We start from the raw sequence: 23509 nt of genomic DNA on the forward strand, positions 1-23509 counted from the left end.
CGAAAGCGGGTCGATCTTACGATCCGGGGACAACGGGGATCGCGCGTGAAGTCTGTGTGGGTGAAAACGGGCGGGTTGACTTCGGCTGCGGCACTGCTTGCCTTGACGTTGGCCGGCTGCGCGGCGTTGGGCGGCAAGCCCGCGCCGCTCGATACGTTCGAGTTGTCGGCGCCTTCGGTCGACGCGCATGGCCACAGCCGCCGGCAGATCCTGATCGCGCAGCCGTCGGCGCTCAAGGCGCTGGACAGCCAGAACATCGTCATCAAGCCGTCGGATCGCTCGATCCAGTATCTCAAGGGCGCGCAATGGGCCGACCGGCTGCCGCTGATCGTGCAGGCGCGGCTGGCCGAGACGTTCCAGCGCTCGGGCAGCTTTGCCGGCGTCGGCAAGCCGGGCGAGGGCCTGGCGATCGACTATCAGGTGATCGTCGAAATCCGGTCCTTCGAGGTGCGCGTCGAAGGCGGCGAGCATGCCGAGGTCGACCTGTTCGTGCGCATCCTGAACGATCGCAACGGCGAGGTCCGTGCCTCCAAGAGCTTCACCGCAGCCGCACCCGTCTCGGGCAGCGGCAATCCTGCCTATGTCAGCGCGCTCGACAAGGCGTTCGGCGACGCCGCCGGGCAGATCGTGAGCTGGACGGATTCGGTGATCTGAGCGCGGGGGCGCCGGAATCCCACAAAGCTTCATCCCCCAGGCTTCTCTACCTACAAGCGGTCGAAGATTTCCGGGCGGAGCTTTCCGGTCTTCATCAGGTACTGCAGGGTATAGGTGACGGACAGCGCGTCACCGAGCGCGTCGTGCCCCTGCAATGGCGGGTGTTCGACGCCGTAGTAATCGGCGAGCTTGTTGCTCGGCGTTCTCGCCAGATCCTCGATCGGCATTCCGGCCGCGATCAGCAGCTTGACGGCATTGTCAAACCGGGTGGCCGGGACCGGAGGCTGAATGCCCGCGACATAGCAACTGATGGCGATCATGTTCAATTCGTCCTTGCCCCAGGACCAGAATCGCGACCCGTCGGAAAAACGATCGACGTCGGCGAGCGCATCTCCTAGCGCCACGCCTTCGGTCTCCAGATCTTCCTCGGTGATGCCGGTCAGTTTGGTGACGAACGGGTCGAGGGCGTATCTCTGACCAAACCGGTCGACCGGTCTGATATAGGCCTTGTGTGTGCCGAGCAGGGGGAAGTCGCCTTCAAGTCCAAGCCTGACCGCGCCGATCTGCGCGATCACCGGGTCGGGGTCGTGTGCCGCGCACCAGAATCGGCGTTGCGAGCCCTCCAGGCAAAGAAACTCGCAGTCGAATATGATTGCCGTCTTCACGATCACACCCTTCGAGCGTCAGGGCAGCGGGTATTGTCGGTGGACTTCAGTGCGTCGGAAATCCGACTTGGGCAAGTCCCGAACGCGTCGATCGGCTTGCAAACGTCCTGCGGGCAGGTTCGGCGCGTGCCGGAGGTTCAGCACAGTCACAGGCGGGACCATGGCCCCGCCTGTTCAATTCCTGTCTTAGTGCAGGCGGCCGCTCGCATGGGCCAGCATGGTGTAGACCTTGCCTGTGTCCGACGTCAGATAGGTCTGCGCCATGATGTTGTCGCGGTCGTTGCGCGAGACATCCTTGAGCAGCTTCTCGAAATCGTCGCAGTAGCGGTCGACGGCGGCGCGGAACTCGGCCTCGGCCTGATACTTGCGACGAATCTCGTCGAACGTCTGCTGTCCCTTCAGCGTGTAGAGCCGCCGCGTGAAGACGTCACGCTCGCCACGCCGGTAGCGGTTCCACAGCTCGATCGAAGCATCGTGGTCGATGGCACGCGCGATGTCGACGGAGAGCGAGTTCAGCGATTCCACGACATGCAGGGGCGAGCGCTGGGCAGGGGTAGCGCGCTGCGCTTCCACGGGGGCCGTAGGGGCTGCCGACCTGAGGTCCTCATCGTTCGATGCCGCGGTAAGCAGATCGCGCACCCATCCGCCCTGAGGCGTGCGGGCGCTGGCATCGCCGCGCGGACGCGGTGCCGCCTCGGCAGGACGCTCAAGGTCGAGCGTGCCTCGCAATGCAGGGCCGCCCAAGGGCGCCTGAGGCGTGCGCAGGTCCGGCTGCGGTGCCGGTGCACGGCGCGGCGGCTCGGCGGCGCGTGCGGCCGGCGCTTGCGGCGCTGGGCGCAGGTTGCGTGGTTCTGATCCGTCACCGCCGCCGCGGCCGGACTTGGCCACGATGTCCGAAAGCTCCTTGAGGGCGTTGATCTGCTCGGAAACGGCGCGGCGGATGGCCGAGGTCGATTCCTTTGCCTCTTCCGGCATTTCGATGACGCCCTTCTTGAGCTCGGCCCGGGTCAGGTCGAGTTCGCTCTTGATCGAGCCCGCGGTGCGCCGCATCTCCTCGGTCGCATCGGCAAAGCGCTTGGTTGCCGAATCGACGACGTCGGTGATGGCATTGCGGATCTTGTCGGCCGATTCCATCGTCTTGCCTTCGGCATTCTGCAGCGTCTGGCCGACGAGATTTTCGAACGAGCGCATGACCCTTTCGAGATCTTCCGACTTCTTGACTAGGCCGACGGCGAGGTCTTCGAGCGACGATTGCCTCTCGAGCGTGTGTTCGAGATTGCTCTGGGCCGAGCTCAGCAGGTCCGAAGCGCTGGACAGCAGGCGGCTGTGTTCGTCGAACTTGGTGGCGATCGACGCCACCTCGCGCAAGGTGGACGACGACAGTTCCGTCAGCCTTGTCGTGTTCGAATCGACCAGTCGCGCCGAGCTGGCGAAGGTCTGCGCGGCTTTCTCGGTGGTGGCGGCGAAGCTTTGCGTGCTGCCGCTCAGGCGTTCATCGACCTGGCCGAGATTGACCGCGGCCTGCTCGATCAGCTGGCCGAGCTGCGAACTAGACTTGGTCATCCGGCCGATGAGATCGGCGACGCTGTCGGACAGCGACGAGCGGGCGCCCTCGACCGCCGACAAGGTTTCGGCGGTGCGGTTCGCGAGTGCGTCGACAAGCGCGGCATTCTCGCTGCGCAGCTTCTCGGTGGCGCGTTCGGTGACCTCTTCCATGCTCTTTTGCAGGTCCGAGCCGCCCTGGGCGAAACGCTCGACCAAGGGCCGTGCGGTTTCGTCGAGGATCTTCGACATTTCGGCCGAACGTGCGGCGAGCATGGTGTTGAGTTCGCGGGTGTTGGCGCCGATCGTCTTGGCGGCATCGTTGGTGCTCTGGCCGATATGCTGGCCGACCGCGGTGAAGGTCTCGGCGATCACATTGGCGCGCGAGACGAGTTGCGCCTCGGCATTCGACACCTGCTCGTTGAGCTTCTGGCCCATCGTCTCGGCTGTGAAGGCGAGGCGGTTCTCGACGCCTGAGACCTGCTCTTCGACACGGGCGGCCGCGGCCGCGGCGCTCGAGGCGAGCCGCTCGTCGGCGCCGGCAAGCGCCTGCTCGATTTCGCGGGCGTGCACGGCCATGTCCTGGCCGGTCCGCCTGGCGCGTTCGGCGACCCTTTGCTCGGTATCGGCAAAGGCACCGACGATGGTCTCGGCATGCTCGCCGATCGTGGTGGTGCTGCTGGCGATGCGCGACACCAGGCGCTGATCCGCGTCGTCGAAGATACGGCCGATTTCCGAAGCACGGCTCGACAGCGCTTCCGAACCTTCGGCGATGCGCGAGACGAGCTGCTGGTCGGCGGCATCGAAGATGCGGCCAAGGTCCGATGCGCGTGCGGCAAGCGCTTCGGCCGATTCGCCGATGCGCATGCCGAGCCGCTGGTCGGCGCCTTCGAAGTTGCGCAGGATGTCGCCGGCGCGCGCGGCCAGCGACTGGGCCGTTTCGATGGCGCGGGCGACCAGCTTCTGGTCGGCGGCATCGAACGTGCCTGCAATCTCGCTTGCACGAGCTGCCAGATGATCGGCGGTGTCCTGAGCCCGGGCGGTCAGCTGATCGGCGGTTTCCTGGGCGCGGGCGGCGAGCTTCTGGTCCGCCGCTTCGAAGGTGCCGGCGATCTCGCTTGCGCGAGCAGCCAGTTGATCGGCGGTTTCATGGGCGCGGGCCAGCAGCGAGCTGGACGTGTCGTCCGCACGGGCAAGCAAGGCGCTCGACGTATCTTCCGCACGGGCGTGCAGGCGACGGTCTGCATCCTCGAAGGTGCGGGCGATGTCTTCGGCCCGCGCCAGCAGGGCGGCGGAGGTCTGCTCGGCGCGCTCGGCGATCTTGCGGTCGGCGTCGCTGAACGCGGCGCCGGCCTGCTCGTGCAGGGTGCTGGTGACTTCCAGCACCTTCTCGCGCAGGGCGCCGGCGACAAATACGGCGCTCTTCTCGAGCACGGCGCGGACGTTGTCGACGCCTGTCGAGAGCGCACGCTCCATGGTGCCGGCGCGCTCCTCGATGATGCCCGTCTGGCGGCTGAACGCCTGCTCGATCTTTTCGACATCCGCCGCGATCGCGTCGGAAATGCCGGTGCTTCTGGCGGCGATCTGGTCGATGTGACCCGACAGCGACCGGTCGACGTCCTTGCGGGCCTCGGCCAACTTGCCCAGATCGTCTTCCAGTGCGCGGGCCAGCATATTACGGCCCTCGGACAGCTTGCCGACATGTCCGGCGATGACGTCGTCGATATCGCCACGGCTTTCGGTAAGCTTCTGCAGGTCAGCTTCGAGGGCGCGTTTGAGAATGTCGCGGCCCTCGGCCAGTTTCTCGACCTGGCCGGCGACCAGACCGTCGATGCTGGAGCGGCTTTCGGCCAGCTTGGCGAGATCGGCTTCCAGCGCGCGCTTGAGAACATCGCGGCCTTCGGCGAGCTTCTCGACCTGGCCGGCGACCAGGCCATCGATGCTGGAGCGGCTCTCGGCCAGCTTGGCGAGATCGTCCTCGAGCGCCTTCGACAGGGTCGAGCGTTCCTGGACGAGCCTTTCCGCGTGGCTGTTGACGAGGCCGCCGACATTTTCGAGGTCGGCTTCAAGCGCTTTCGACAGCGTTGAACGATCCTGGACGAGCCTTTCGGAATGGCTGTTGACCAAGCCGTTGACGCTTTCGAGATCAGCCTCGAGCGCCCGGGCGAACTGTGCCCGGTCATCGACCAGCTTCTGCGACTGATCGGCAATGGTTCCCTTGATCGCATTGAGGTCGGATTCCAGAGCGCGCCGCAGGATGTCGCGACCCTCGGAAAGCTTCTCGACCTGACCGGCGACGAGCCCGTCGATGCTGGAGCGGCTGTCGGCCAGCTTGGCGAGGTCGTCCTCAAGTGCCCTGGACAGGGCGGAGCGGTCTTGGACAAGCTTGTTCATGTGATCGGCGATGACGCTGTTCACATTCTGCAGGTCGGTTTCCAGCACCCGCGAAAGCTGCCCGCGATCCTCGGCCAGCTTTTCCGACTGGCTTGAGATGACGCCCTTGATCGTGTTCAGGTCGGATTCCAGCGCGCGCTTGAGAATGTCGCGGCCTTCGGCCAGCTTCTCGACCTGACCGGCGACCAGACCGTCGATGCTCGAACGGCTTTCGGCCAGCTTGGCAAGGTCGGCTTCAAGGGTCTGCGACAGCAGGCTGCGGTCTTCGGCGAGGCGTCCTGAATGCCCTTCGATCAGGCCGCGTATGCCGGACAGATCATTGTCGAGCGAATGGGAAAGCTGTGTGCGGTCCTCTGCCAGTTTGGCGGAATGGGTTTCGATGAGGCTCTTGATGCCGACGATGTCGTTTTCCAACGCCTTGGCGAGCACGGCGCGGCCTTCGGCGATCTTTTCCACCTGACCGGCGACCAGACCGTCGATGTCGGCGCGGCTGTCGGACAGTTTGCCGAGATCGGCTTCCAAAGCGCGCGACAGGATGTTGCGGCCCTCGGCGAGTTTTCCGACATGACCTGCGACCATTTCATCAATGATCGTACGAGCTTGCACCAGTTTTCCGGAGTCTTCGTTCAAGGCAGTGGAGAGCCTGTTGCGGCCTTCTTCCAGCCTTTCGAGATGGCTGCCGAGCGATGCATCGATGGCCGCCCGCGATTCATTGACCTTGCGCAGATCCTCTTCAAGAGCGCGCGAGATCAGGCTGCGGCCTTCGGCCAGCTTCTGTACCTGGTTGGTCACCGCCGCATCGATGCCGGCGCGGCCCTCGGCGAACTTCGCCAGGTCGGCCTCCATGGCCGTGGCCATGCGTTCGCGGCTTTCTGACAGTTTCCTGCTGTGGTTCTCGACGGCTTCCTCGATGCCGACGCGGGCGTCGGCGAGCCGCTGGATGTCACTGTCGAACGAACGCGACACGACGTGGCGGGCGGCTTCCATGCGCCCGGCGAAGTCGCTGGCGCGGGCTTCGAGCATAGAGGAGGTCGAAGTGACGATGTCGGCCATGTCGGCGCCGATCTGGGTCTTGCCCTGATCGATCATCGCCGACAACGTATCCTTGCTCTCGGCAAAGGTGTGGGCGATTTCGCGGGCGCGCTCGACCAGCGTTTCGTTGATCTGGCGGGCGCGGGCCTCGAGTGCCGCATTGAGCTTCTGCGTTCCGGTGTCGAGCGCCTCGGCGCGGGTCTGGAACTCGCTGATCAGTGCCTGGCCGCGTTCGGCGAGCGTCCGCTCGATGCCGTTGAGGCTGGCCTCGAATTCGGAATTGAGGGTGCGCGCGGCGCCGCCGAGCAGCGACACCATGCCGGTGGTGCGATCGTCGAGCAGATCGGTCAACGACCGCGTCAGGCCGTCCGTGGTGTCCGTCAGCTTGGCAATGCGGGTGTCGAGAAGGCTGGCGAAGGCCTCGCCCGAGGTCGACAGCCGATCGGTGATCGAATCGAGCCGGCCTTCGACCGAATCGAAGATCGACATCGAGCTTTCGTTGATGCGACCGATCAGCGTGTCGCCGGAATTGGTGATCGTCATCGACAATTTGGTCGATGCATTCAGGATCGAGTCGCGGATGATATCGGAGGCGGCGCCGATCTCGTCCTTCAGCGTCTCATGCGCGCCGGTGATCGAGGCGCGGACGCGCTCGGCATGGGTGACGACGGCTTCGCGCTCGCTGCCGAGCCCGTCGACCAGCGAACGGATGCGGGATTCATTCTCGGAATAGGAGCGTTCGATCTGGTTGACTTCGCTGTGGACAAGCGTTTCCAGTTCGACGGCGCGGGCAAGTGTGCGTTCGATGCCTTCGCCCATGGCCGCGACTTCGCGACGAACGGCCTGGCCGATCATCATGACGCGATCCTGGGCAAGGTTTTCCGGCTCGGTCAGGCGGAAGGCCACTTCGGTCATGGACTGTGCGGCGATGCGCATTTCCTGGGCGCGGCGAATCATGGCGGCGAAGGCCCAGAACAGGATGACGGGCACGATGGCCGCGACAGCGAGGCCGATCAGTTCCGGACGGGCAAGGAACTGGTCGAGCGTACGGATTCTCCAGATGCTCGGTCCGAAAAGCAGATTGGCCAAACCGCCGGCGCCGGCGAACCAGGCGAGCGAAACGAAGGCGACGACCCAGTAAATGGTGTTCGAGGCACGCCTGTTGAGGCTGTGCAGAAGCGTCTTGTAGTCCTTCTGGCGATCGTCATTGGCCGGCGCGAAACCCGCGGGCTGGGCGCCATTGCGCGGTTCCACGGGGCGCAATTCGGCAGGCTTGGCCTTGGGCGCGGGTTTCGCGGCGTGGTTCTGATTGACCACAGGCTCCGGGTTTTGTTCCGGCTTATGATTGCGTCCCTCGCGCGCCAGCTCGTCGGCCGCCTGGGATATCTGAGCTTCCAGATCCTCCATCGAAGCCGCGATGTCGAGGTCGCCGCTGCCGATCTCGTTGCTGAGGTCGAGATCGAGCGCCTTTTCCAGTTCCCTGGCCACGTCGCTGTCGAGAGTTCTCGTCGTCGTTGGTTTCTTTGCCATGCCTTCGCTACCCTGTACTAGCTGCCGCGGGCTTATAATTCTGTTTGTCTTGCCCCGCGCAGGAGGCTGAAAATGGACCCCTCGTATCGTAATGACACAGGGGGGTAAAGAAAACATGCATTCCGCGGGATACGTAAAACTTTAAATATAAGGTTAACGGAACTGTGATTTGGGCGCCGCTTTGGCAACATTTTTCCCGGCCATTCATTAACCCGTTGTCCATTGGATTCGCCTAGGTTTTTGGGCGAATCGAAGAAACGGAGTTCGAGTTCATGCGTGGCGAAAGCGGCATTGCCTTCTCAATGCCCGGGGGCGACGTATCCGGACCAAGGCGGTCACGGCCGGTCGATTTGGCACACCTTGCCCGCCAGACGATGGGCGACCGCAGCCTTGAGCAAGAGGTGCTGGCGCTGTTTGTACAGCAGGCGGTGTCCGTGCGCGACAGAATAGTCGACGCCGACATCAAGGACCGGCTTCTGCTCGCCCATGGATTAAAGGGTTCGGCACGGGGCGTCGGCGCCTTTGCCATTGCCGATTGCGCCACCGAGATCGAGCACCGGCCGGAAGACGGCCAGACGCTCAAGCGGCTTGGCACGCTGATCGACGAAGTGCGCGATTTCATCGCCGCCATCAACCGCTGAATCCGCGCCGAACCCGATTTGCGGAAAAACGTCATCGGGCGGCGCTTTCATGCGGCAGTTGACTTGTCAGCCGGAGTGATTATCTCGGCTGGAACTCCCTTCAGGTGACAAATGACCAAGCTGACTTTCATTGCCCATGACGGCACGCATTTCGACATGGACGCCGAGAACGGCTCTACGGTCATGGAGAACGCGATCCGCAACGCCGTGCCCGGGATCGAAGCCGAATGCGGCGGTGCCTGCGCCTGTGCCACCTGTCACGTCTATGTCGACGAAGCCTGGACGGCTGAAGTCGGCGAGCCGGAAGCGATGGAAGAGGACATGCTGGACTTCGCCTACGACGTCCAGCCCAACTCGCGCCTGTCATGCCAGATCAAGGTCCGCGATGCGCTTGACGGCCTGGTTGTCCGCGTGCCCGCCCGCCAGGGATAAGCGCAGGATCTTTGCCAACTGATTTTTCCCGCTGCGGCTTGGCAGCGGAGCATTGGTCATGCAGTGTCCTGCTCTCTTCGCAGCGAGGCACATCGCATGACCGAGACCACCAAGACAGACGTGCTTATTGTCGGGGCAGGGCCGGTCGGCCTGTTTGCCGTGTTCGAGCTCGGCCTGTTCGACATGAAGTGCCACCTGATCGACATTCTGGATCGGCCGGGCGGCCAGTGCGCGGAGCTCTATCCGGAAAAGCCGATCTACGACATTCCAGGCTGGCCTTCGATCTCGGCGCAGGGGCTGGTCGACAAATTGCTCGAGCAGATCGCGCCGTTCAAGCCTGATTTCAGCTACAACCGAATGGTTTCCAGCCTGGAAAAACTGGAGGACGGCAGTTTTCGCGTCACCACCGACGAAAATGAGGTGTTCGAGGCCAAGGTGGTGGTGATTGCCGCCGGCGGCGGCTCCTTCCAGCCCAAGCGTCCGCCGATCCCCGGCATAGAGCCCTATGAAGGCAAGAGTGTCTTCTATTCGGTGCGCCGGATGGAGGATTTTCGCGGCCATGACCTCGTCATTGTCGGCGGCGGTGACTCGGCACTCGACTGGACGCTGAACCTGCAGCCGGTGGCAAAGAGCGTGACGCTGGTGCACCGGCGGCCCGAGTTCCGTGCCGCCCCCGACAGCGTCAACAAGATGTATGCCATGCAGGAAATGAGGCAGCTGGAATTCCAGGTCGGGCAGGTGACCGGATTGACCGGTGCCGACGGCCAACTGTCATCGGCCACCATCAAGGGACCGGACGGCGATGTCGAGGTGCCTTGCACGCGCATGCTGCCGTTCTTCGGCCTGACCATGAAGCTCGGACCGATCGCGGAATGGGGTCTCAACCTTCACGAGAACCTTATTCCGGTCGATACCGAGAAGTTCCAGACATCGGTGCCTGGTATCTTCGCGGTCGGCGACATCAACTGGTATCCGGGCAAGCTGAAGCTGATCCTGTCGGGCTTCCACGAAGTGGCGCTGATGGCGCAGGCCGCCAAGCGCATCATCAGCCCCGGCGAGCGCATCGTTTTCCAGTACACGACCTCCTCGACCAGCCTGCAGAAGAAGCTCGGCGTCTCCGGCTGAAGCTTACTCGGCGAGGATGGGCGTCGCATTGTCGGCGTAACCGCGAAGCTCCTTTTCGGGCATCAGCGTCAGCGTGATCAGCCCCAGCAGCAATGTAGCGGCGGCGACGGCAAAGATCATCACGAACGGCTCGACCGTCGCGCTATGGCCCACGATCCGCACGCCTTCACCGGCAAGCGGCAGGCCGTAGCCCAGAGCGACCGCGCCGAGCATCGCGACACCAAGCGCACTGCCAAGCGAACGCAGGAATGTCAGCACGCCCGTCGCGACGCCGAGATGCACGCGATCGACGGCGTTCTGGACCGACACGGTGGTGACCGGAAACGTCGTTCCGGTTCCAAACCCGATGCAGATCGTCAAGACCTCTACCTCCAGCAGCGTTGCATATCCTGCGACGACGGCCAGCAGGCAGAGGCACAGCATGCCGAAGACGACGCCCACCATTGCAATGCGCTTGTAGTGGGTGAAATGCGGTATCATGCGCCCGCTGAATGCCGCGCCGCCGACGGTCCCCAGCAGAAGCCCAAGCATCGCGATGCCCGACTCTGCTGCCGACAGGCCGAGCACCGCCTGAAGATAGACGGGCAGGTACACAGCCATGCCGACGCTTGCGGCCTGAAGCAGGAACATCGAAAGCGTGCCTGCCAGAACGATTGGATTGCCAAGCACTTCAAGCGAGATGAGCGGCTCGGCGGCTCGCATAAGCCGCAAGGCAAAAGCGCCCCAGAAAATCGCCGAACCGCAGAGAACGCCGATGACTTCAAGCGAAATCCAGGGATAGGCGCTGCCGCCCCAGTTCAATGCGAGCAGCAGCAGCGCCGTGGCAATGATCAGAAGCAACGCGCCCAGGCCGTCGATACGATGGCGCTTTGCGGCAACGGGCAGTTTCTTGAGCGGCTTGTTGATGATCGCCATCGCAAGAACACCAAGCGGAATGTTGATCCAGAAGATCAGTGACCAGTGCAGGTGCTCGGCGAAAGTGCCGCCGAGCAACGGACCGGCAACGCTGGCGACGGCCCATGTGCCGGAGAACCAGGCGGCATAGCGTGCCCGCTCGCGCGGCGGAACGAGATCGCCGACGACGGTCTGCGTCAAAGCGAACAAGCCGCCGCCGCCGGCGCCCTGGATCGCCCGCCCGACAACCAGCACAAACATGTTGGGAGCCATCGCACTGACCAGCGATCCCGCCAAAAAGATCAGGATCGCGGCATAGACGGTTGGCCGGCGTCCGTAGACATCGGAAATCTTGCCGTAGAGCGGGGCCACGGCGGTAGCGGTCAGGAGATAACCGGTGACGATCCATGGCAGATAGTGTGCGTTTCCGAGCGCATGCCCGATGGTCGGCATGGCCGGCGCGACAATGGTCTGATCGAGTGCCGCCAACAGCATCGACAACAGCACGCCGCCGATAATGGCGTTCTTTTCGCTCTCTGTTATCGGCGTGCCGGTTTCCGCCATCGTTTTGTTATCGACAGCCTGGTCCATGATCGTTCATCCATAAGCTTGCGATTTGACCGGCGCTGTTCAGCCGTTCCGGTTTCTCGACCGTTCGGATCGCATTGGTGTTTTATGCTCGCGTCTGGCGAGCCTGATATATGTCGTCCCATATAGGCCGGTTTCGACAGCGGCTCGAAAGTTTTTCGAATCTGGCACTACGCTTCGGCGAATTTGGCTTCAGTTCGGGTGCGTTCAGGCCGGCGGCAGTCGGCCGTTGCCGATGCGCTCCATGCGGTAGCGCAGCAGCCGCAGGATGCGGCTTTCGAAATTGACGCTTTCGACGCGGTCGAACTGAAGCTGGGCGCGGTCGTGCCTGGCCAGGACAGCCGCGGTGATCGCGGCCGCCTTGGCCTTGGCGGCGTCGCAGTTCTTTTGCGGGTAGGTGGCCTTCAAGGCCTCTTCGAGTTCGCCGCCATGGTTCTTGGCGATTTCGACATGGCGCTCCTCATGGCGCTTGATGTCGGCGGACAGCGTATCCCAGAACAGCCTGACATCGGCATCGGCCTTGCGCGGGCGGCGCCACTCGGGAAGGATCACCTTCACCTTGACGGTCACCACCGCGTCGGCGATTCGGCAGGAACTCGGTGTCTGCGCATAGCTGATACGGGTGGTGAAGGCCATTTGCGTGGCGCCCGGGTGCCGGGTGCCGGTGCTTTTCACCTCCGGCCCGCGTTTGGAGAGTTGTGCCTCGATGTCGTCGAGCGTGCTGCCGCCGATGGCGAAATAGCTGTACGTCTTGACGAGATTGGCGGCAGCCGCCGGAAGCGGGGTCATGGCGAGCAGCAGCGCGCAAGCCAAGGATTGTTTCACGCACAGGGACGGTTTTTTCATGCCAAGCATGGATCGTTTCATCATGTTGCCTCTTCGACCACCTTGCTTTACGGCCGTTGCCGGCGCAATGAAATTGATCCGCCAGGGATCACACATGATTGATGAACTCCATGGTCGATGAGCAATGACGGCCAGGCGATGGCAGTTGGCGCATGGACGCCATCTCGACCTTGGCGGCAAGGCCGTGGTCGTCGGCATCCTCAATGTCACGCCCGACAGCTTTTCCGATGGCGGCCAGTTCGACGCCCCTGAAAAGGCGCTGGCCCAGGCGCGCCGCATGATCGGGGAAGGGGCACTGGTCGTCGATGTCGGCGGAGAATCGACGCGCCCAGGTGCTGCCGCGGTATCGGCCAGTCAGGAACAGGACCGCATCCTGCCTGTGATCGAAGCGCTGGCGGGCGTGAGTGAGGTGCTGATTTCGGTCGACACCTATCGCGCCGACACGGCGCGGCTGGCGGTTGCCGCCGGCGCGCATATCGTCAACGATGTCTGGGGTTTGCAGCGCGAGCCCGATATTGCGCGTGTCGCTGCCGACACCGGCGCCGGGCTTGTCATCATGCATACCGGGCGGGATCGCCAGAAGCTCCCGGATGCGGTTGCCGATCAACTGACGTTCCTGCGAAAGTCGCTGGAAATCGCCCGCCAGAACGGCATCGCCGACGATCGTATCGTGCTCGATCCCGGTTTCGGATTCGCCAAGGAGACGGCGGAGGAAAATCTCGACCTGATGGCACGCTTTTCGGAATTGCATGCACTCGGCTTGCCGCTGATGGTCGGTACGTCGCGAAAACGCTTCATCGGCACGGTCACCGGCCGTGATGCCGCCGACAGAGGGGTCGGAACAGCGGCGACCAGCGTTATATTGAGGCTCCAGGGCGCCGATCTGTTTCGCGTCCACGATGTCGCATTCAACGTGGACGCTTTGGCGCTTGCGGATGCTATGCTGGCGCGTCAGACGGACCGGGCGAGAAACTGAGCGATGTATGTCATCCGCATGAAGAACTGCGCTTTCTTTGCCCGGCACGGCGTGCTGGACGAGGAGGAAAGGCTCGGCCAGCGCTTCTATGTCGATGCCGTTCTCACCGTCGATCCGGGCCGGGCGCTTGCCGAGGATTCCATCGAGGATACGGTCCATTACGGCATTGCATTCACCGTCATTGAAAAGATCATCACCGGGCAGCGCCGTTTTCTGATCGAGTCGCTGGCGCTCGAAGTGGCCCGTGCGCTGACGGCGCGTTTTCTGCAGATAAAGAAAGCCGAGATCACGGTGCGCAAGCCGAACGCACCGGTGCCCGGCGTGCTCGATTATGTCGAGGTGACCGTTGTCTGGCCCGAATAGTACCGTTTATCTCAGCCTTGGCGGCAATCTTGGCGATCCGGCGAAATCCATGGGCGCGGCGCTGCGAATGCTGGATGCCGACGCGGATACGCGCGTCACCGGCGTTTCCTCGCTTTATCGCACGCCGCCCTGGGGCAAGCTCGATCAGCCGGATTTTCTCAATGCGGCCGCCGAGATTTCCACCGTGCTTGCACCGCGTGCCTTGCTCGATCTCTGCCTCGATGCGGAGCGCAAGCTGAAGCGGGTCCGGGAGGAGCGCTGGGGGCCGCGGCTGATCGATATCGACATTCTGGTGTTCGGCGACCGCGTCATCCACGAGACCGGGCTGGAGGTGCCGCATCCGCGCATGCTGGAGCGCGCCTTCGTGCTGGCGCCGCTGGCCGAGATCGCACCCGGCCTGGTTGTCAGCGGTCGCAGCATCACCGACCGGCTGGTCGCCGTCGATACCTCAGGCATCGAGCGATTGTCGTCCGGCCGGGATTGGTGGCTGGCCTGAGGTCCGGACCAGGCAGTAGCCGGATCTTCAGCCAGAGAAGCCGCCACCATCCAGGAACGCCTGCTCCTGCACCGTGGTTTCGCGGCCAAGCATCCTGTTTCGATGCGGAAAACGGCCGAAATGCTGAATGATATCGCGGTGTTCGACAGCGTATTTCAGGTAGGGCTCGGCCCTGGCCTGCGTCAGCTCGACCGAAATGTCCTGGTCGGCCAGCAGTTCCGAATGCTCGTACGGCAGGTAGAGGAAAACGCGGAGTTCTTCCTCGAGTGCCAGGTCATGGCCGGCCGCGACCGCCCTCTCTGCGAAATATCTGGCGAGCGGATCGGTCGCGTACATATGGCCGGTGCCGCGAAAACAGTTCCGCGGAAACTGATCGAGCAGGATCATCAGCGCCAGCGCGCCTTCGGCATGTTCCAGCCAGTCGTCGCATTCACGCCGAGCGGCGGCATAGTGCAGGCCGAGAAAGCGGTCGCGGAACTCGGCATCGAATGCTTCGTTCTTCTCGAACCAGGCATCCTCGCCGGCATCGCGCCAGAATTTGGTGACCGATAGGGCCCGGCTGTCCAATTCCATGCATAGTTCCTTGCTCAATCGGCGGGTTCGGACTTGTGCAGCACACCCGCGGTCTCTTCATTGAGTGCCTGACCAGGCCGGCGCGGCGTGGAGAGCGGTGTCGGAATCGGCGTGCCGATATTGCCTCTCAGGAAGCGCTGTCCGGCGCGAATGCCTTCGGCAAGCTGGGTTTCGAAGCGATCGGTGTCGCGGCGCCTGACGTCTTCGATCGTTTCAGCCACGTCTTCGGGATCGACGCCCAGCGATTCCAGTGCCGAGCCACCGAAAACAAGTGCGGATTCGAAGGTTTCGCGCAGTTGGTAGTCGACGCCGGCACGAATGAGCTGCAGCGCCGTTCCACGGTCGAATGCGCGGGCCAGCACTGTCAGCAGTGGGAATTCGGCCTTGATCAGCTGGGCGATGCGAACAGCCACATCGGCCTTGTCGACGCAGATCAGCACGGCGCGCGCCCGGCCGGCACCGGCGGCATGCAGGATGTCCAGTCGCGTGCCGTCGCCATAGTAGACCTTGAAGCCGAAATCGGCCGCCGCCTGGATCATTTCGACATCATTGTCGATGATCGAGACGTCGATGCCGCGCAGCAGCAGCGGCTGGCTCGCGATCTGGCCGAAGCGGCCGAAGCCGATGACCAGCACGCTGCCGGTCAGGCCATCGGCGACATCGACCCCGTCGAGCGACTGCTCGTCGCGCGGCGTCAGATAGCGCAGCGCGATGATCGCCAGCGGCGTCAGCACCATGGAGATGATAACGATCGCCGTCAGCGTCGCGTTGGCCTGGCCGTCTATGATGCCGACCGCCGCGGCCGCCGAGTAAAGGACAAAGGCGAATTCGCCGCCTTGTGCCATGAAGACCGCGCGCTCAAGCGCTTCGCGGTGGCCTGACTTCAGGATACGGGCGACGATGTAGATGCCGAACGCCTTCATCACCATGTAGGCGACGACATAGACGGCGATCAGCCGCCAGTTCGCCGCGACCACATGCAGGTCGAGCGACATGCCGACGGCAAGAAAGAACAGACCGAGCAGGATGCCGCGGAAGGGTTCGATGTCGGCTTCGAGTTGGTGGCGGAAGGTCGATTCGGACAAAAGCACGCCGGCCAGGAAGGCACCCATCGCCATCGACAGGCCGCTGAGCTGCATGGCGAGGGCTGACCCAAGGACGACCAGAAGTGCCGCGGCCGTCATCACCTCGCGGGCACGGGCATCCGCCAGGATGCGGAAGAACGGGTTGAGCAGATAACGGCCGGCCACCACCAGGCCGACGATAGCGGCGAGGCCGATGCCGACCTCGGTTAGCCGCTCCGACAGGCTGGTGTCGGCTCCACCGGGTGCCAGGAACGCGATCAGGGCCAGCAGCGGCACGATGGCAAGATCCTCGAGCAGCAGCACCGATACGATGCGCTGGCCTTTCGGTGCGGCGATTTCACCGCGTTCCTCGAGGAGTTGCATGACGATCGCCGTCGAGGTCAGCACGAAGCCGGCGCCGGCGACGAAGGATTGTGCGATCGGAAACCCTCCAGCCATGCCGACACCTGTCAGCAGAAGCGCGCAGACGCCAACCTGCAGCGCGCCGAGGCCAAAGATCTCGCGGCGCAGGCCCCACAGCCGCGACGGCTGCATTTCCAGCCCGATGATGAACAGGAACATCACAACGCCGAGTTCGGCGACATGAAGAATGGCTTCCGATTCGGAAAAGACGCCGAGGCCGAACGGGCCGATCACCACGCCGGCGGCCAGATAGCCGAGAATCGAGCCGAGGCCCATGCGCTTGAAGATGGGGACGGCGACGACGCCGGCAGCAAGCAGCGCCACCACCTGAACCAGATCACTGCCCGATGCTTCCGCCGCCATGCCTCTTGTCCCTGTGTCTCGCAGCACTCCTTGCATGCAGTTGGAGCGGGAGGCAAGGCGAGAAATCTTCCGGGAAAGGTAGGGTGCCGTTGCAGCGATTCCCCTGGTGGAACAACGGTCCCCGCTTGCCTGCCGGACGTTCGGCATCTATATCACGTATATGCCTGACTATTCGTCCCGGCCGTCTTCGACGCCACATATCCCGATGGATGCGCTCAGCGAAGTTTTACAAGACTTTCGCTTGAGTGGTGTCAACTATGGTCGCTGCGAGCTCCGGCACCCATGGAGCATAGACTTTCCGCAACAACAGCTGCTTCGGTTTCACTTTGTCGGCCAGGGCCCGTGCTGGATTCATACTGAATCGCAAGGCTGGCAGGAGTTGCGCGATGGCGATCTGGTGCTGCTGCCGCAAGGCATCGCCCATCGGCTGGCCAGCGCGCCGGACGTTGCAGGGGACTCGCTCGAAGGTTGCCAGGTGATCAAGTTGGGGGGCAACGTCTGCGAAGTGGTACGGCAAGGAACGGGCGCGACGAGCACCCTTTTCTGCGGCTCCATGGCCTTGGACTCCTATGCGCTCAACCCATTGATCACGTTGATGCCGCCTGTCATCAAGGGTTGCGACGTGGCCGGCAATGACCCGGTCGTCGGTCCTTTGCTGGCGGCCATGACGGTGGAGGCCTCGCAACCGCAGATGGGCAGCGCCACGATTCTGTCGCGTATGGCCGACTTGCTAACGGCCCGGCTCATACGCTGCTGGGTCAATTGCAACGGAGCCTCGACCACCGGTTGGCTCGCAGCCATCCGTGACCCCCATATAGGCCGGGCTTTGGCGGCCATGCACCGCGACCCCGGCCACAACTGGACGCTGGGAAGCCTGGCCGGCGTGGCAGGCCAATCGCGTTCGATTTTCGCCGAGCGTTTCAGTGCGGTATTGGGAGAGGGTGCCGCACACTATCTCGCCCGCCTGCGTATGCAGCTTGCCCGCGAATTGCTGGGCCAAAACGGCTTGTCGGTTGCCGAAGTCGCTACCCGTTTGGGCTATGATTCCGAGGCATCCTTCGCGCGCGCGTTCAAGCGCATCACCAATGTCTCGCCTGGCGTTGTGCGTCGCACAATTCCCGGACGAATGGATATGAATTTCGGATTCTAAGATACATATCATCCGAGCGGACTCGCCTATTTAAGACCTCCAAACTTTGGAGATCTTTCCGTGACTGACACAACATTACAGCTTGAAGACGCCGCGATTGGCCTTGATGCCGATGCACCAGCCGCGTGGAGCGCAGCCACTTGGTTCGCGGTCATTTCATTGGCGGCCACCAGCTTTGCCCTGGTGTCTGCCGAATTCCTGCCCGCAGGTCTGCTGACGCCAATGGCACGCGATCTCGGCATCAGCGAGGGGACGGCCGGCCAGGTCGTCACCGCCACCGCTTCCGTCGGCGCCGTGACGGCCATGTTGAGCAATGTTCTCATCGGCCGCTTGAACCGCAAGGCGGTGCTGGTTGGTCTCAGCGCCCTTGCGGTCGGTTCCAATATCCTGGCGGCGCTGGCGACCGATTTCTGGCTGTTGCTGTTGGGCCGGGCCGGACTGGGCATCGCTCTCAGCGCTTTCTGGGCACTTTCGGTCGCCGTCGTGGCGAGGCTGGTTGGCGCCAATGCGACAGGTCGGGGCATGGCGATCGTCACCCTCGGCGTCTCGCTTGCCACCATTGCCGCACCGTCGATGGGCGCGCTGATCAGTGACTGGATAGGGTGGCGCAGTGCCATGGCCATGACGGCGGGGCTGGCCGCGCTTGCCATGCTGCTGCAGTTTCTCAGCCTGCCGACCTTGCCTGCAACGGCAAGCAACAGCCTTGCAGATGTATTTCGGCTGACCCGGCGGCGCGGCATCCAACTCGGCATGTTGGCTATTGTTTTGCTGATGACGGGGCATTTTGCCGGCTCGGTCTATGTGCGTCCCTTCCTCGAACAGGTGACACTCCTTACAACCGGACCGATTGCCCTGGCTCTGCTCGGGTTTGGCATCGCTGCCGTGATCGGTAATGTTGCCGGCGGCCGCATGGCCGACACCAACATCCACATGGCCCTCGCAGTCACCGCAGCGTTGATGGCGGTTGCGGCACTTACTTTGGTGCTTTGGGGCTCGCATATCGGCGTTGCCTTCGGCTTCGTTACGCTGTGGGGTTTCGCCTTTGGCATGGCGCCGGTGGTGCTGCCGACCAATATGTCGCGCGCGGCGCCTGATGCGCTGGAGGCAGCGGGCAGCCTGATGGTCACCTCTTTCCAAATTGCCATCACCATCGGCGCGGTTGTCGGCGGCTATGTCGTGGACACCTATGGCGCGACTGGGCCTTTGACTCTGACTGCTATCCTTGCCGCATCGACCGCCGTCTTGGCGCTGCTGCAGCCGCGCAGCTGAACTTTGCTGCCGCTGATAAAATAGCCTGAATCCAGGCCGCCGCCGATGTTGCAGGCGCGATACACAAGTTGAGGCCGGGAACACGTTGCATCTTGCCGCAATCGAAGGCTAAGGACGCTCGGCTTCGGCCATTGGAGGGTGATCGACGATCAAGTCGCGCCCTTTTTGAGGAGATGACTGACATGAAGAAGTTTTTGTTTGTTGCCGTCGGCCTGGCGGTGCTTGCCGGTTCGGCTTGCTCGAAGGCGCCTGAGTGCACGGCGGAGATCGCGACCAAGAAGGCGCAGGACATGGCTGCAGCACTTCAGGAAGCGATTACCAAGGACCCGTCCAAAGCGGCTGATCTGACGGCCAAGGTCCAGGCGGTGACAACCAAGTATCAGGGCGCTACGACATTGGCCGACTCCTGCAAGGCCTATGACGAACTGACGGCCACGATCAAAGGCTAACGCCCTGATTCGATTGGATCAAACGAGGCGGCGACCGTTGGGCCGCCGCCTTTTCTTTTGAATTGTTCAGTTCGGCGCGATGGAGCCGACTTCGACCGCGTCGACGCGCTTCAGGCTCATGCCGATCACCGGCACCAGCTGGTCGTCGACGCGCACGGCAATAGTCACCGTCATCGAATTGTCGTCAGGGATGCGAGCCTGCATGACGCCGCGCAGCTGGTTGCGGTTGATGGTAAAGACCACTTTGCGGGCATCGACGACGTTGCCGCCGATGATGTCGAGGCCGGAACCGGTCGCGCCACCCATGAAGCTGCCCTTGTAGCCCTCACGGCCCTTGCGCTCGATCTTGGCCGACATCGGCTGGGTGAACATGCCGACCCGACAGCCGCCGTCGAGCGACATGCCGACCTTGCCGTCGGGCGTCGAGCCGGTGAAGCTGCAGTTGAACTTCGTGCCTTTGTACTTGCCGGCGACGATTTCGCCGGGACCGATCCACTTGCCTTCGGCGGACTGGAAGAACTGCTTGTCAGGCTCGGCCGCAGAGGCCACTCCGGCAATGCCGACGACTGCCGTAATCACCGTTGCCAGGGGCAGGACACTGGATAGAATTACGCTTTTCATCGACGACACCCGGCAACAAAGATGCTGTTTGGAACCCGTCTGACCATGAACAAGATTGGTTAATGCTTCGTCACCGCGGGGCCGCCGCAAAGCAGTCCGGTAACAATTCCGAAGGTCCAGACACTCCAGCCCGGCTCACTTGCCGGATGGGGTCGTTTCACCATCTTTCCTGGTTGCGAACGATGTCAGCGCCGAGAGGAAATCACCAAGTCCGGGACGCTTGGCGGCGCTGAAGGGCAGGGGTCGCGCCGTCTCCATCGCGGCAATGCCGATGCGTGCCGTCATCATGCCGTTGACGACGCCCTCGCCAAGCTTGGCCGAAAGGCGCGCGGCCAGGCCGTGGCCGACGATCTGCTGGACGAAACTGTCGCCGATCGCGATCGAGCCGGTAACCGCCAGATGCGCCAGCACGCTGCGCGCCAGGCGGAAGAAACCCAGCGTTCCCGGCCGTCCGCCATAGAGTTCTGACAGGCGGCGAATAAGCCGCCCGGCCTCGAACACGACATAGGCGACATCGACCATTGCGCGTGGACTGACCGCCGTCACCAGCGAAACGCGTTTGGCGGCTTCGAGAATCATCACCTTCGCCCTGGCATCGAGTGGTCCGAGAATTTCAGCCTCGGCCAAGCGCACGAGATTGCCGCCGTCGATGATTTCGCCGCGCAGTTCGGCCAGCGCGCGCCGGCCGGCCGCGGTTTCGGGTTTGGCCGCGACAAAGGCCGACAATTCGTCGACGACCGATCGTGCAGCCTTGGGATCGTCGCGGGCGATCGCGTCGAGCGCACGCTTCTGCAGTTTTTCGACCTCGGCAAGGCGGGCGATCGCCAGGAACTCGCGAATCAGGATCACCATAAGCGCCAGCACGGCGATGGCAGCCATGCCCGCGGCCAGCCAGCCCAGCCATTCGGCGCGCGCGAAGAGGTCGCGTATGAGCTGGTCGGTCCACAGGCCGACAGCTAGCGAAACCAGCACGCCAAAGGCGCCGAAGAAGATGCTGCCGAGCAGTGAGCGTTTTCTGGGGGCGATCGCCGGCGGCGGCTCCGCGGCAATGATGTCAGGCTCGTCGAAGACATCGACTTCCGCCGGGATGACCATCGCGACATCGGCCTTCATCGCGCGGGGTTTGCGCGGGGCATCGGCCTGGGCACGGCGCGCCTGCGGCGCCTCTTGCCTTGGTTCGGCTTCCGGCTCGATGCGGAACGCTGCCGGCTTGCGGGGCGCAGTCATGCCAGATGATCTCCGATCAGGAACTGCAAGGCACGGTCGAGCCTGATATGCGGCAGCGACAGGGTGATACCTTCGGCCGTGCGTTCTAGCTTTGGGGGACGGAAACGGACGAAGCGGATTGCAGGGTCCGCGGCATCCTGCTTGTGATCGGCTCCCGAAAGATCAAAAACCGCATCAATTTTCTCCGGTAAATCACCGGGAAATATGGCTGTTTCAGTCTTTCCATCGAAGGTTGCGCCATTGATCTTCTCGCCGGCGATCGGCGTGCCGATAATGACTGGCAACGTCTCTCGGCCTTGCTTGACGGTGCCTTCGCGCGTCGCGCGCACCGCCGCCATGGCGACCACATCGACATCGGCGCCGGTGAAATTCGCCCGTGCCACGGCGCGGTCGGCAAGCCGCCGCACGATCGCCTGCAGCCGGTCATGGCTTTCGTGATGCAGATGGTCGGCCTTGGTCGCGGCAACCAGGATGCGGTCGATGCGCCGCGAGAACAGATCGGTGAGGAAGCTGCCCCGGCCGGGTCGGAAACAGCTGAGGATCTCGGTTACCGCGCGTTCCAGGTCGGCCATGGCGCCGGGGCCGGCGTTCAGCGCCTGCATGGCGTCGATCAGCACGATCTGGCGATCGAGGCGGGTGATGTGTTCGCGGAAGAAGGGTTTGACGACATGCGTCTTGTAGGCCTCATAGCGCCTGTCCATCATGGCGTGCAGCGACCCCGGGCGCGGACGCCTGTCGCCGATCCCGGCCAAGGGCGCGAAGGTCAGTGCCGGCGAGCCTTCGAGATCGCCCGGCATCAGGAAGCGGCCGGGCGGCAAGGTCGAAAGCGCCCGCTCGTCGAGCTTGCAGGCCTTCAGATAGGCGGCGAAGCTTTCGGCCAGGCGGCGCGCCGTCATCTCGTCGGCATCGGCGTTCGGGTCGACCCCGGCTGACAGCGCCCGCCAACTCTGCGAAAGATCCTCGCGCACCGGCAGAACGGCCATTTCGAAGGCTTCGTGCGAAAAATCGGCAAAGGATTTGCCGAGCAGCGGCAGATCGAGCAGCCATTCGCCGGGATAGTCGACGATATCGACCGACAATCTGCCGGAGGAAAACATGCGGCTCCAGCCGGAAGCCGATTCATATTCGATGGTCAGCCGCAGTTCCGAAATGGCGCGCGTCGAATCGGGCCAGGCACGATCGTTGACCAGGGCGGCGATGTGGTCCTCGTACTGGAAACGCGGCACCGCGTCGTCGGGCTGCTGCTCGAGGAAGGCGCGGGCGATGCGCCCCGATTTCTGCGCCTCGAACAGCGGCAGGCGGCCGCCATGGATCAAATTGTGGACAAGGGCCGATATGAACACCGTTTTGCCGGCGCGGGACAATCCCGTCACGCCGAGGCGCAGCGATGGGGAAAAAAGCCCGGTGGCGCGGCCCGACAGCGTGTCGAGGGCAATCCTCGCTTCGTCGGTGAAGGTGGTCAGCGATGATGCCAAAATTTGCTCTCTCGGACTTCGGTCCGTCCGATATAGGCTCTGCAACCAGGCTTTGAAATGGCTTCAGAGATCGGCCGGCGTCAGGAACGCTTCGAGATAGCCGGTGCCTTGGGCGGCGCTGGCAAGATCGCCGTCGAAGCGGACGACCGCCAGGCCCGCGGTCGGGAACCCATGGTTCAGCGTGGCCCGCGCGGTTTCGTCGCCGTCGCCCGAAACTGCCATGGTGAGGTCTTCCATCATCGGGTTGTGGCCAATGACCAGCAATGAGCCTGATCCGCCATTGTCGCGGATAAGGTGGAGGTACCCGGCCGCGTCCGCGCTGTAGAGCGCGTCGAAGAGCAGAACCCGGCCGGTGTCGGTCTGGCCGGCCAGGCCTTCCAGCGTCTCCTTGGCGCGCTTGGCATTGGAGCAGAGCGTCCGGTCCGGAACATAGAGGCGGGAGCGCATGGCGGCCCCCACCATTTCGGCATCGGCGCGGCCGGAGGCATCGAGCGGGCGATCGAAATCCCGCATGCCGGGCAGTGCCCAGCCAGCCTTTGCATGTCGCAACAGATAAAGCCTGCTCACCCAACCTCCGAATGCCGAAGCCTCCCGGGATTAGCCACGAGAACGGCGTTGCGCACAATGGCCCGTGCTCTTCAAACACGGCGAATCACCCAATGCTGCTTGCTGCAAAAGGCGCTTGCGTATCGGCCCCGGGATCACGGCCGATCTCGG

General features: G+C 63.4%; 20 protein-coding genes. 10 read left to right on the forward strand and 10 right to left on the reverse strand.

The window, feature by feature from the left end; all coding sequences use genetic code 11:
* Positions 1–45: 45 nt before the first annotated feature.
* Entirely contained in the window at positions 46–654 is a 609-nt protein-coding gene (locus NKH97_RS28885; RefSeq protein WP_502895168.1) for an ABC-type transport auxiliary lipoprotein family protein, read from the forward strand.
* Between the two features lie 50 nt (positions 655–704).
* Here NKH97_RS28885 and NKH97_RS28890 read toward each other — a convergent pair whose 3' ends face one another.
* Entirely contained in the window at positions 705–1319 is a 615-nt protein-coding gene (locus NKH97_RS28890; protein WP_352612805.1) for a 3'-5' exonuclease, read from the reverse strand.
* A gap of 186 nt (positions 1320–1505) precedes the next feature.
* Entirely contained in the window at positions 1506–7817 is a 6312-nt protein-coding gene (locus tag NKH97_RS28895) for a kinesin (RefSeq protein ID WP_352799272.1), read from the reverse strand.
* Positions 7818–8089: 272 nt separating this feature from the next.
* Between NKH97_RS28895 and NKH97_RS28900 the strand changes: the two genes are divergently transcribed.
* From NKH97_RS28900 to NKH97_RS28910, 3 genes are all read left to right on the forward strand, one after another.
* Positions 8090–8458 (forward strand): Hpt domain-containing protein, encoded by a 369-nt coding sequence (locus NKH97_RS28900; RefSeq protein WP_352440291.1) that lies wholly within the window; start codon positions 8090–8092, stop codon positions 8456–8458.
* Positions 8459–8569: 111 nt separating this feature from the next.
* On the forward strand, positions 8570–8890 hold the full coding sequence (locus NKH97_RS28905) for a 2Fe-2S iron-sulfur cluster-binding protein (RefSeq protein WP_013531878.1): 321 nt from the start codon (positions 8570–8572) through the stop codon (positions 8888–8890).
* Between the two features lie 96 nt (positions 8891–8986).
* Positions 8987–10015 (forward strand): NAD(P)/FAD-dependent oxidoreductase, encoded by a 1029-nt coding sequence (locus NKH97_RS28910; protein WP_352440292.1) that lies wholly within the window; start codon positions 8987–8989, stop codon positions 10013–10015.
* A 3-nt stretch (positions 10016–10018) separates the two neighbouring features.
* Here NKH97_RS28910 and NKH97_RS28915 read toward each other — a convergent pair whose 3' ends face one another.
* Both NKH97_RS28915 and NKH97_RS28920 read right to left on the reverse strand, forming a co-directional pair.
* Positions 10019–11500: an MDR family MFS transporter gene (locus NKH97_RS28915; RefSeq protein WP_352799275.1), complete on the reverse strand. Its 1482-nt coding sequence runs from the start codon at positions 11498–11500 to the stop codon at positions 10019–10021.
* Between the two features lie 204 nt (positions 11501–11704).
* Positions 11705–12343 carry a DUF922 domain-containing Zn-dependent protease gene (locus NKH97_RS28920; RefSeq protein WP_352799277.1) on the reverse strand — a complete coding sequence of 213 codons (639 nt, stop codon included), beginning with the start codon at positions 12341–12343 and terminating at the stop codon, positions 11705–11707.
* Between the two features lie 124 nt (positions 12344–12467).
* Between NKH97_RS28920 and folP the strand changes: the two genes are divergently transcribed.
* From folP to folK, 3 genes are read left to right on the forward strand one after another with little or no spacing between them, the layout of a single operon-like run.
* Positions 12468–13319: a dihydropteroate synthase gene (gene folP / locus NKH97_RS28925; protein ID WP_352799279.1), complete on the forward strand. Its 852-nt coding sequence runs from the start codon at positions 12468–12470 to the stop codon at positions 13317–13319.
* Positions 13320–13322: 3 nt separating this feature from the next.
* A complete protein-coding gene (gene folB / locus NKH97_RS28930) occupies positions 13323–13682 on the forward strand; it encodes a dihydroneopterin aldolase (RefSeq protein WP_352799281.1) in 360 nt (119 codons plus the stop codon).
* Positions 13666–14178, forward strand: coding sequence for a 2-amino-4-hydroxy-6-hydroxymethyldihydropteridine diphosphokinase (gene folK / locus NKH97_RS28935; protein ID WP_127272685.1), 513 nt, complete (start codon positions 13666–13668; stop codon positions 14176–14178). Before folB ends, folK begins: the two co-directional genes overlap by 17 nt.
* Positions 14179–14205: 27 nt before the next feature.
* Here the strand turns inward: folK and NKH97_RS28940 are convergent, their stop codons facing one another.
* Positions 14206–14751 (reverse strand): DUF924 family protein, encoded by a 546-nt coding sequence (locus NKH97_RS28940; protein WP_127295930.1) that lies wholly within the window; start codon positions 14749–14751, stop codon positions 14206–14208.
* Between the two features lie 14 nt (positions 14752–14765).
* Positions 14766–16601 (reverse strand): monovalent cation:proton antiporter-2 (CPA2) family protein, encoded by a 1836-nt coding sequence (locus NKH97_RS28945; protein ID WP_352673645.1) that lies wholly within the window; start codon positions 16599–16601, stop codon positions 14766–14768.
* A gap of 160 nt (positions 16602–16761) precedes the next feature.
* Here NKH97_RS28945 and NKH97_RS28950 point away from each other — a divergent pair, with 160 nt between their 5' ends.
* The 3 genes from NKH97_RS28950 (at position 16762) to NKH97_RS28960 (ending at position 19469) form a co-directional block, all read left to right on the forward strand.
* The gene (locus NKH97_RS28950; protein ID WP_023813030.1) at positions 16762–17751 is read left to right on the forward strand and encodes an AraC family transcriptional regulator; all 990 of its coding nucleotides are present in this window, start codon (positions 16762–16764) and stop codon (positions 17749–17751) included.
* A gap of 60 nt (positions 17752–17811) precedes the next feature.
* Entirely contained in the window at positions 17812–19020 is a 1209-nt protein-coding gene (locus NKH97_RS28955) for an MFS transporter (protein ID WP_352440296.1), read from the forward strand.
* A gap of 182 nt (positions 19021–19202) precedes the next feature.
* Positions 19203–19469: a hypothetical protein gene (locus tag NKH97_RS28960; protein WP_127295927.1), complete on the forward strand. Its 267-nt coding sequence runs from the start codon at positions 19203–19205 to the stop codon at positions 19467–19469.
* Positions 19470–19535: 66 nt separating this feature from the next.
* Here the strand turns inward: NKH97_RS28960 and NKH97_RS28965 are convergent, their stop codons facing one another.
* The 4 genes from NKH97_RS28965 to NKH97_RS28980 all read right to left on the reverse strand — a co-directional run bounded on the left by NKH97_RS28965 (position 19536) and on the right by NKH97_RS28980 (position 23359).
* Positions 19536–20090: a hypothetical protein gene (locus NKH97_RS28965; RefSeq protein ID WP_023813027.1), complete on the reverse strand. Its 555-nt coding sequence runs from the start codon at positions 20088–20090 to the stop codon at positions 19536–19538.
* Between the two features lie 135 nt (positions 20091–20225).
* Complete coding sequence (locus tag NKH97_RS28970; RefSeq protein WP_352799284.1) at positions 20226–21317, reverse strand: YcjF family protein; 1092 nt, start codon at positions 21315–21317, stop codon at positions 20226–20228.
* On the reverse strand, positions 21314–22792 hold the full coding sequence (locus NKH97_RS28975) for a YcjX family GTP-binding protein (protein ID WP_352612810.1): 1479 nt from the start codon (positions 22790–22792) through the stop codon (positions 21314–21316). The genes NKH97_RS28970 and NKH97_RS28975 overlap by 4 nt, the downstream gene beginning before the upstream one ends.
* A gap of 63 nt (positions 22793–22855) precedes the next feature.
* Positions 22856–23359 carry a SixA phosphatase family protein gene (locus NKH97_RS28980; protein ID WP_352799286.1) on the reverse strand — a complete coding sequence of 168 codons (504 nt, stop codon included), beginning with the start codon at positions 23357–23359 and terminating at the stop codon, positions 22856–22858.
* Positions 23360–23509: the final 150 nt, after the last annotated feature.

Origin of the sequence: Mesorhizobium sp. M0870 (genome assembly GCF_040319775.1) — a bacterium.
Classification (GTDB): Bacteria; Pseudomonadota; Alphaproteobacteria; order Rhizobiales; family Rhizobiaceae; genus Mesorhizobium.

What these genes read in the sequence shown, in the direction of transcription:
- folB (WP_352799281.1), top strand. Translation starts at nt 13,323, where the DNA reads ATGTATGTCATCCGCATGAAGAACTGCGCTTTCTTTGCCCGGCACGGC.
- NKH97_RS28965 (WP_023813027.1), bottom strand. Translation starts at nt 20,090, where the DNA reads ATGAAAAGCGTAATTCTATCCAGTGTCCTGCCCCTGGCAACGGTGATT.
- NKH97_RS28900 (WP_352440291.1), top strand. Translation starts at nt 8,090, where the DNA reads ATGCGTGGCGAAAGCGGCATTGCCTTCTCAATGCCCGGGGGCGACGTA.
- NKH97_RS28895 (WP_352799272.1), bottom strand. Translation starts at nt 7,817, where the DNA reads ATGGCAAAGAAACCAACGACGACGAGAACTCTCGACAGCGACGTGGCC.
- NKH97_RS28945 (WP_352673645.1), bottom strand. Translation starts at nt 16,601, where the DNA reads ATGGCGGCGGAAGCATCGGGCAGTGATCTGGTTCAGGTGGTGGCGCTG.
- NKH97_RS28960 (WP_127295927.1), top strand. Translation starts at nt 19,203, where the DNA reads ATGAAGAAGTTTTTGTTTGTTGCCGTCGGCCTGGCGGTGCTTGCCGGT.
- NKH97_RS28915 (WP_352799275.1), bottom strand. Translation starts at nt 11,500, where the DNA reads ATGGACCAGGCTGTCGATAACAAAACGATGGCGGAAACCGGCACGCCG.
- folP (WP_352799279.1), top strand. Translation starts at nt 12,468, where the DNA reads ATGACGGCCAGGCGATGGCAGTTGGCGCATGGACGCCATCTCGACCTT.
- NKH97_RS28940 (WP_127295930.1), bottom strand. Translation starts at nt 14,751, where the DNA reads ATGGAATTGGACAGCCGGGCCCTATCGGTCACCAAATTCTGGCGCGAT.
- NKH97_RS28905 (WP_013531878.1), top strand. Translation starts at nt 8,570, where the DNA reads ATGACCAAGCTGACTTTCATTGCCCATGACGGCACGCATTTCGACATG.
- NKH97_RS28970 (WP_352799284.1), bottom strand. Translation starts at nt 21,317, where the DNA reads ATGACTGCGCCCCGCAAGCCGGCAGCGTTCCGCATCGAGCCGGAAGCC.
- NKH97_RS28950 (WP_023813030.1), top strand. Translation starts at nt 16,762, where the DNA reads ATGCCTGACTATTCGTCCCGGCCGTCTTCGACGCCACATATCCCGATG.
- NKH97_RS28910 (WP_352440292.1), top strand. Translation starts at nt 8,987, where the DNA reads ATGACCGAGACCACCAAGACAGACGTGCTTATTGTCGGGGCAGGGCCG.
- NKH97_RS28920 (WP_352799277.1), bottom strand. Translation starts at nt 12,343, where the DNA reads ATGAAAAAACCGTCCCTGTGCGTGAAACAATCCTTGGCTTGCGCGCTG.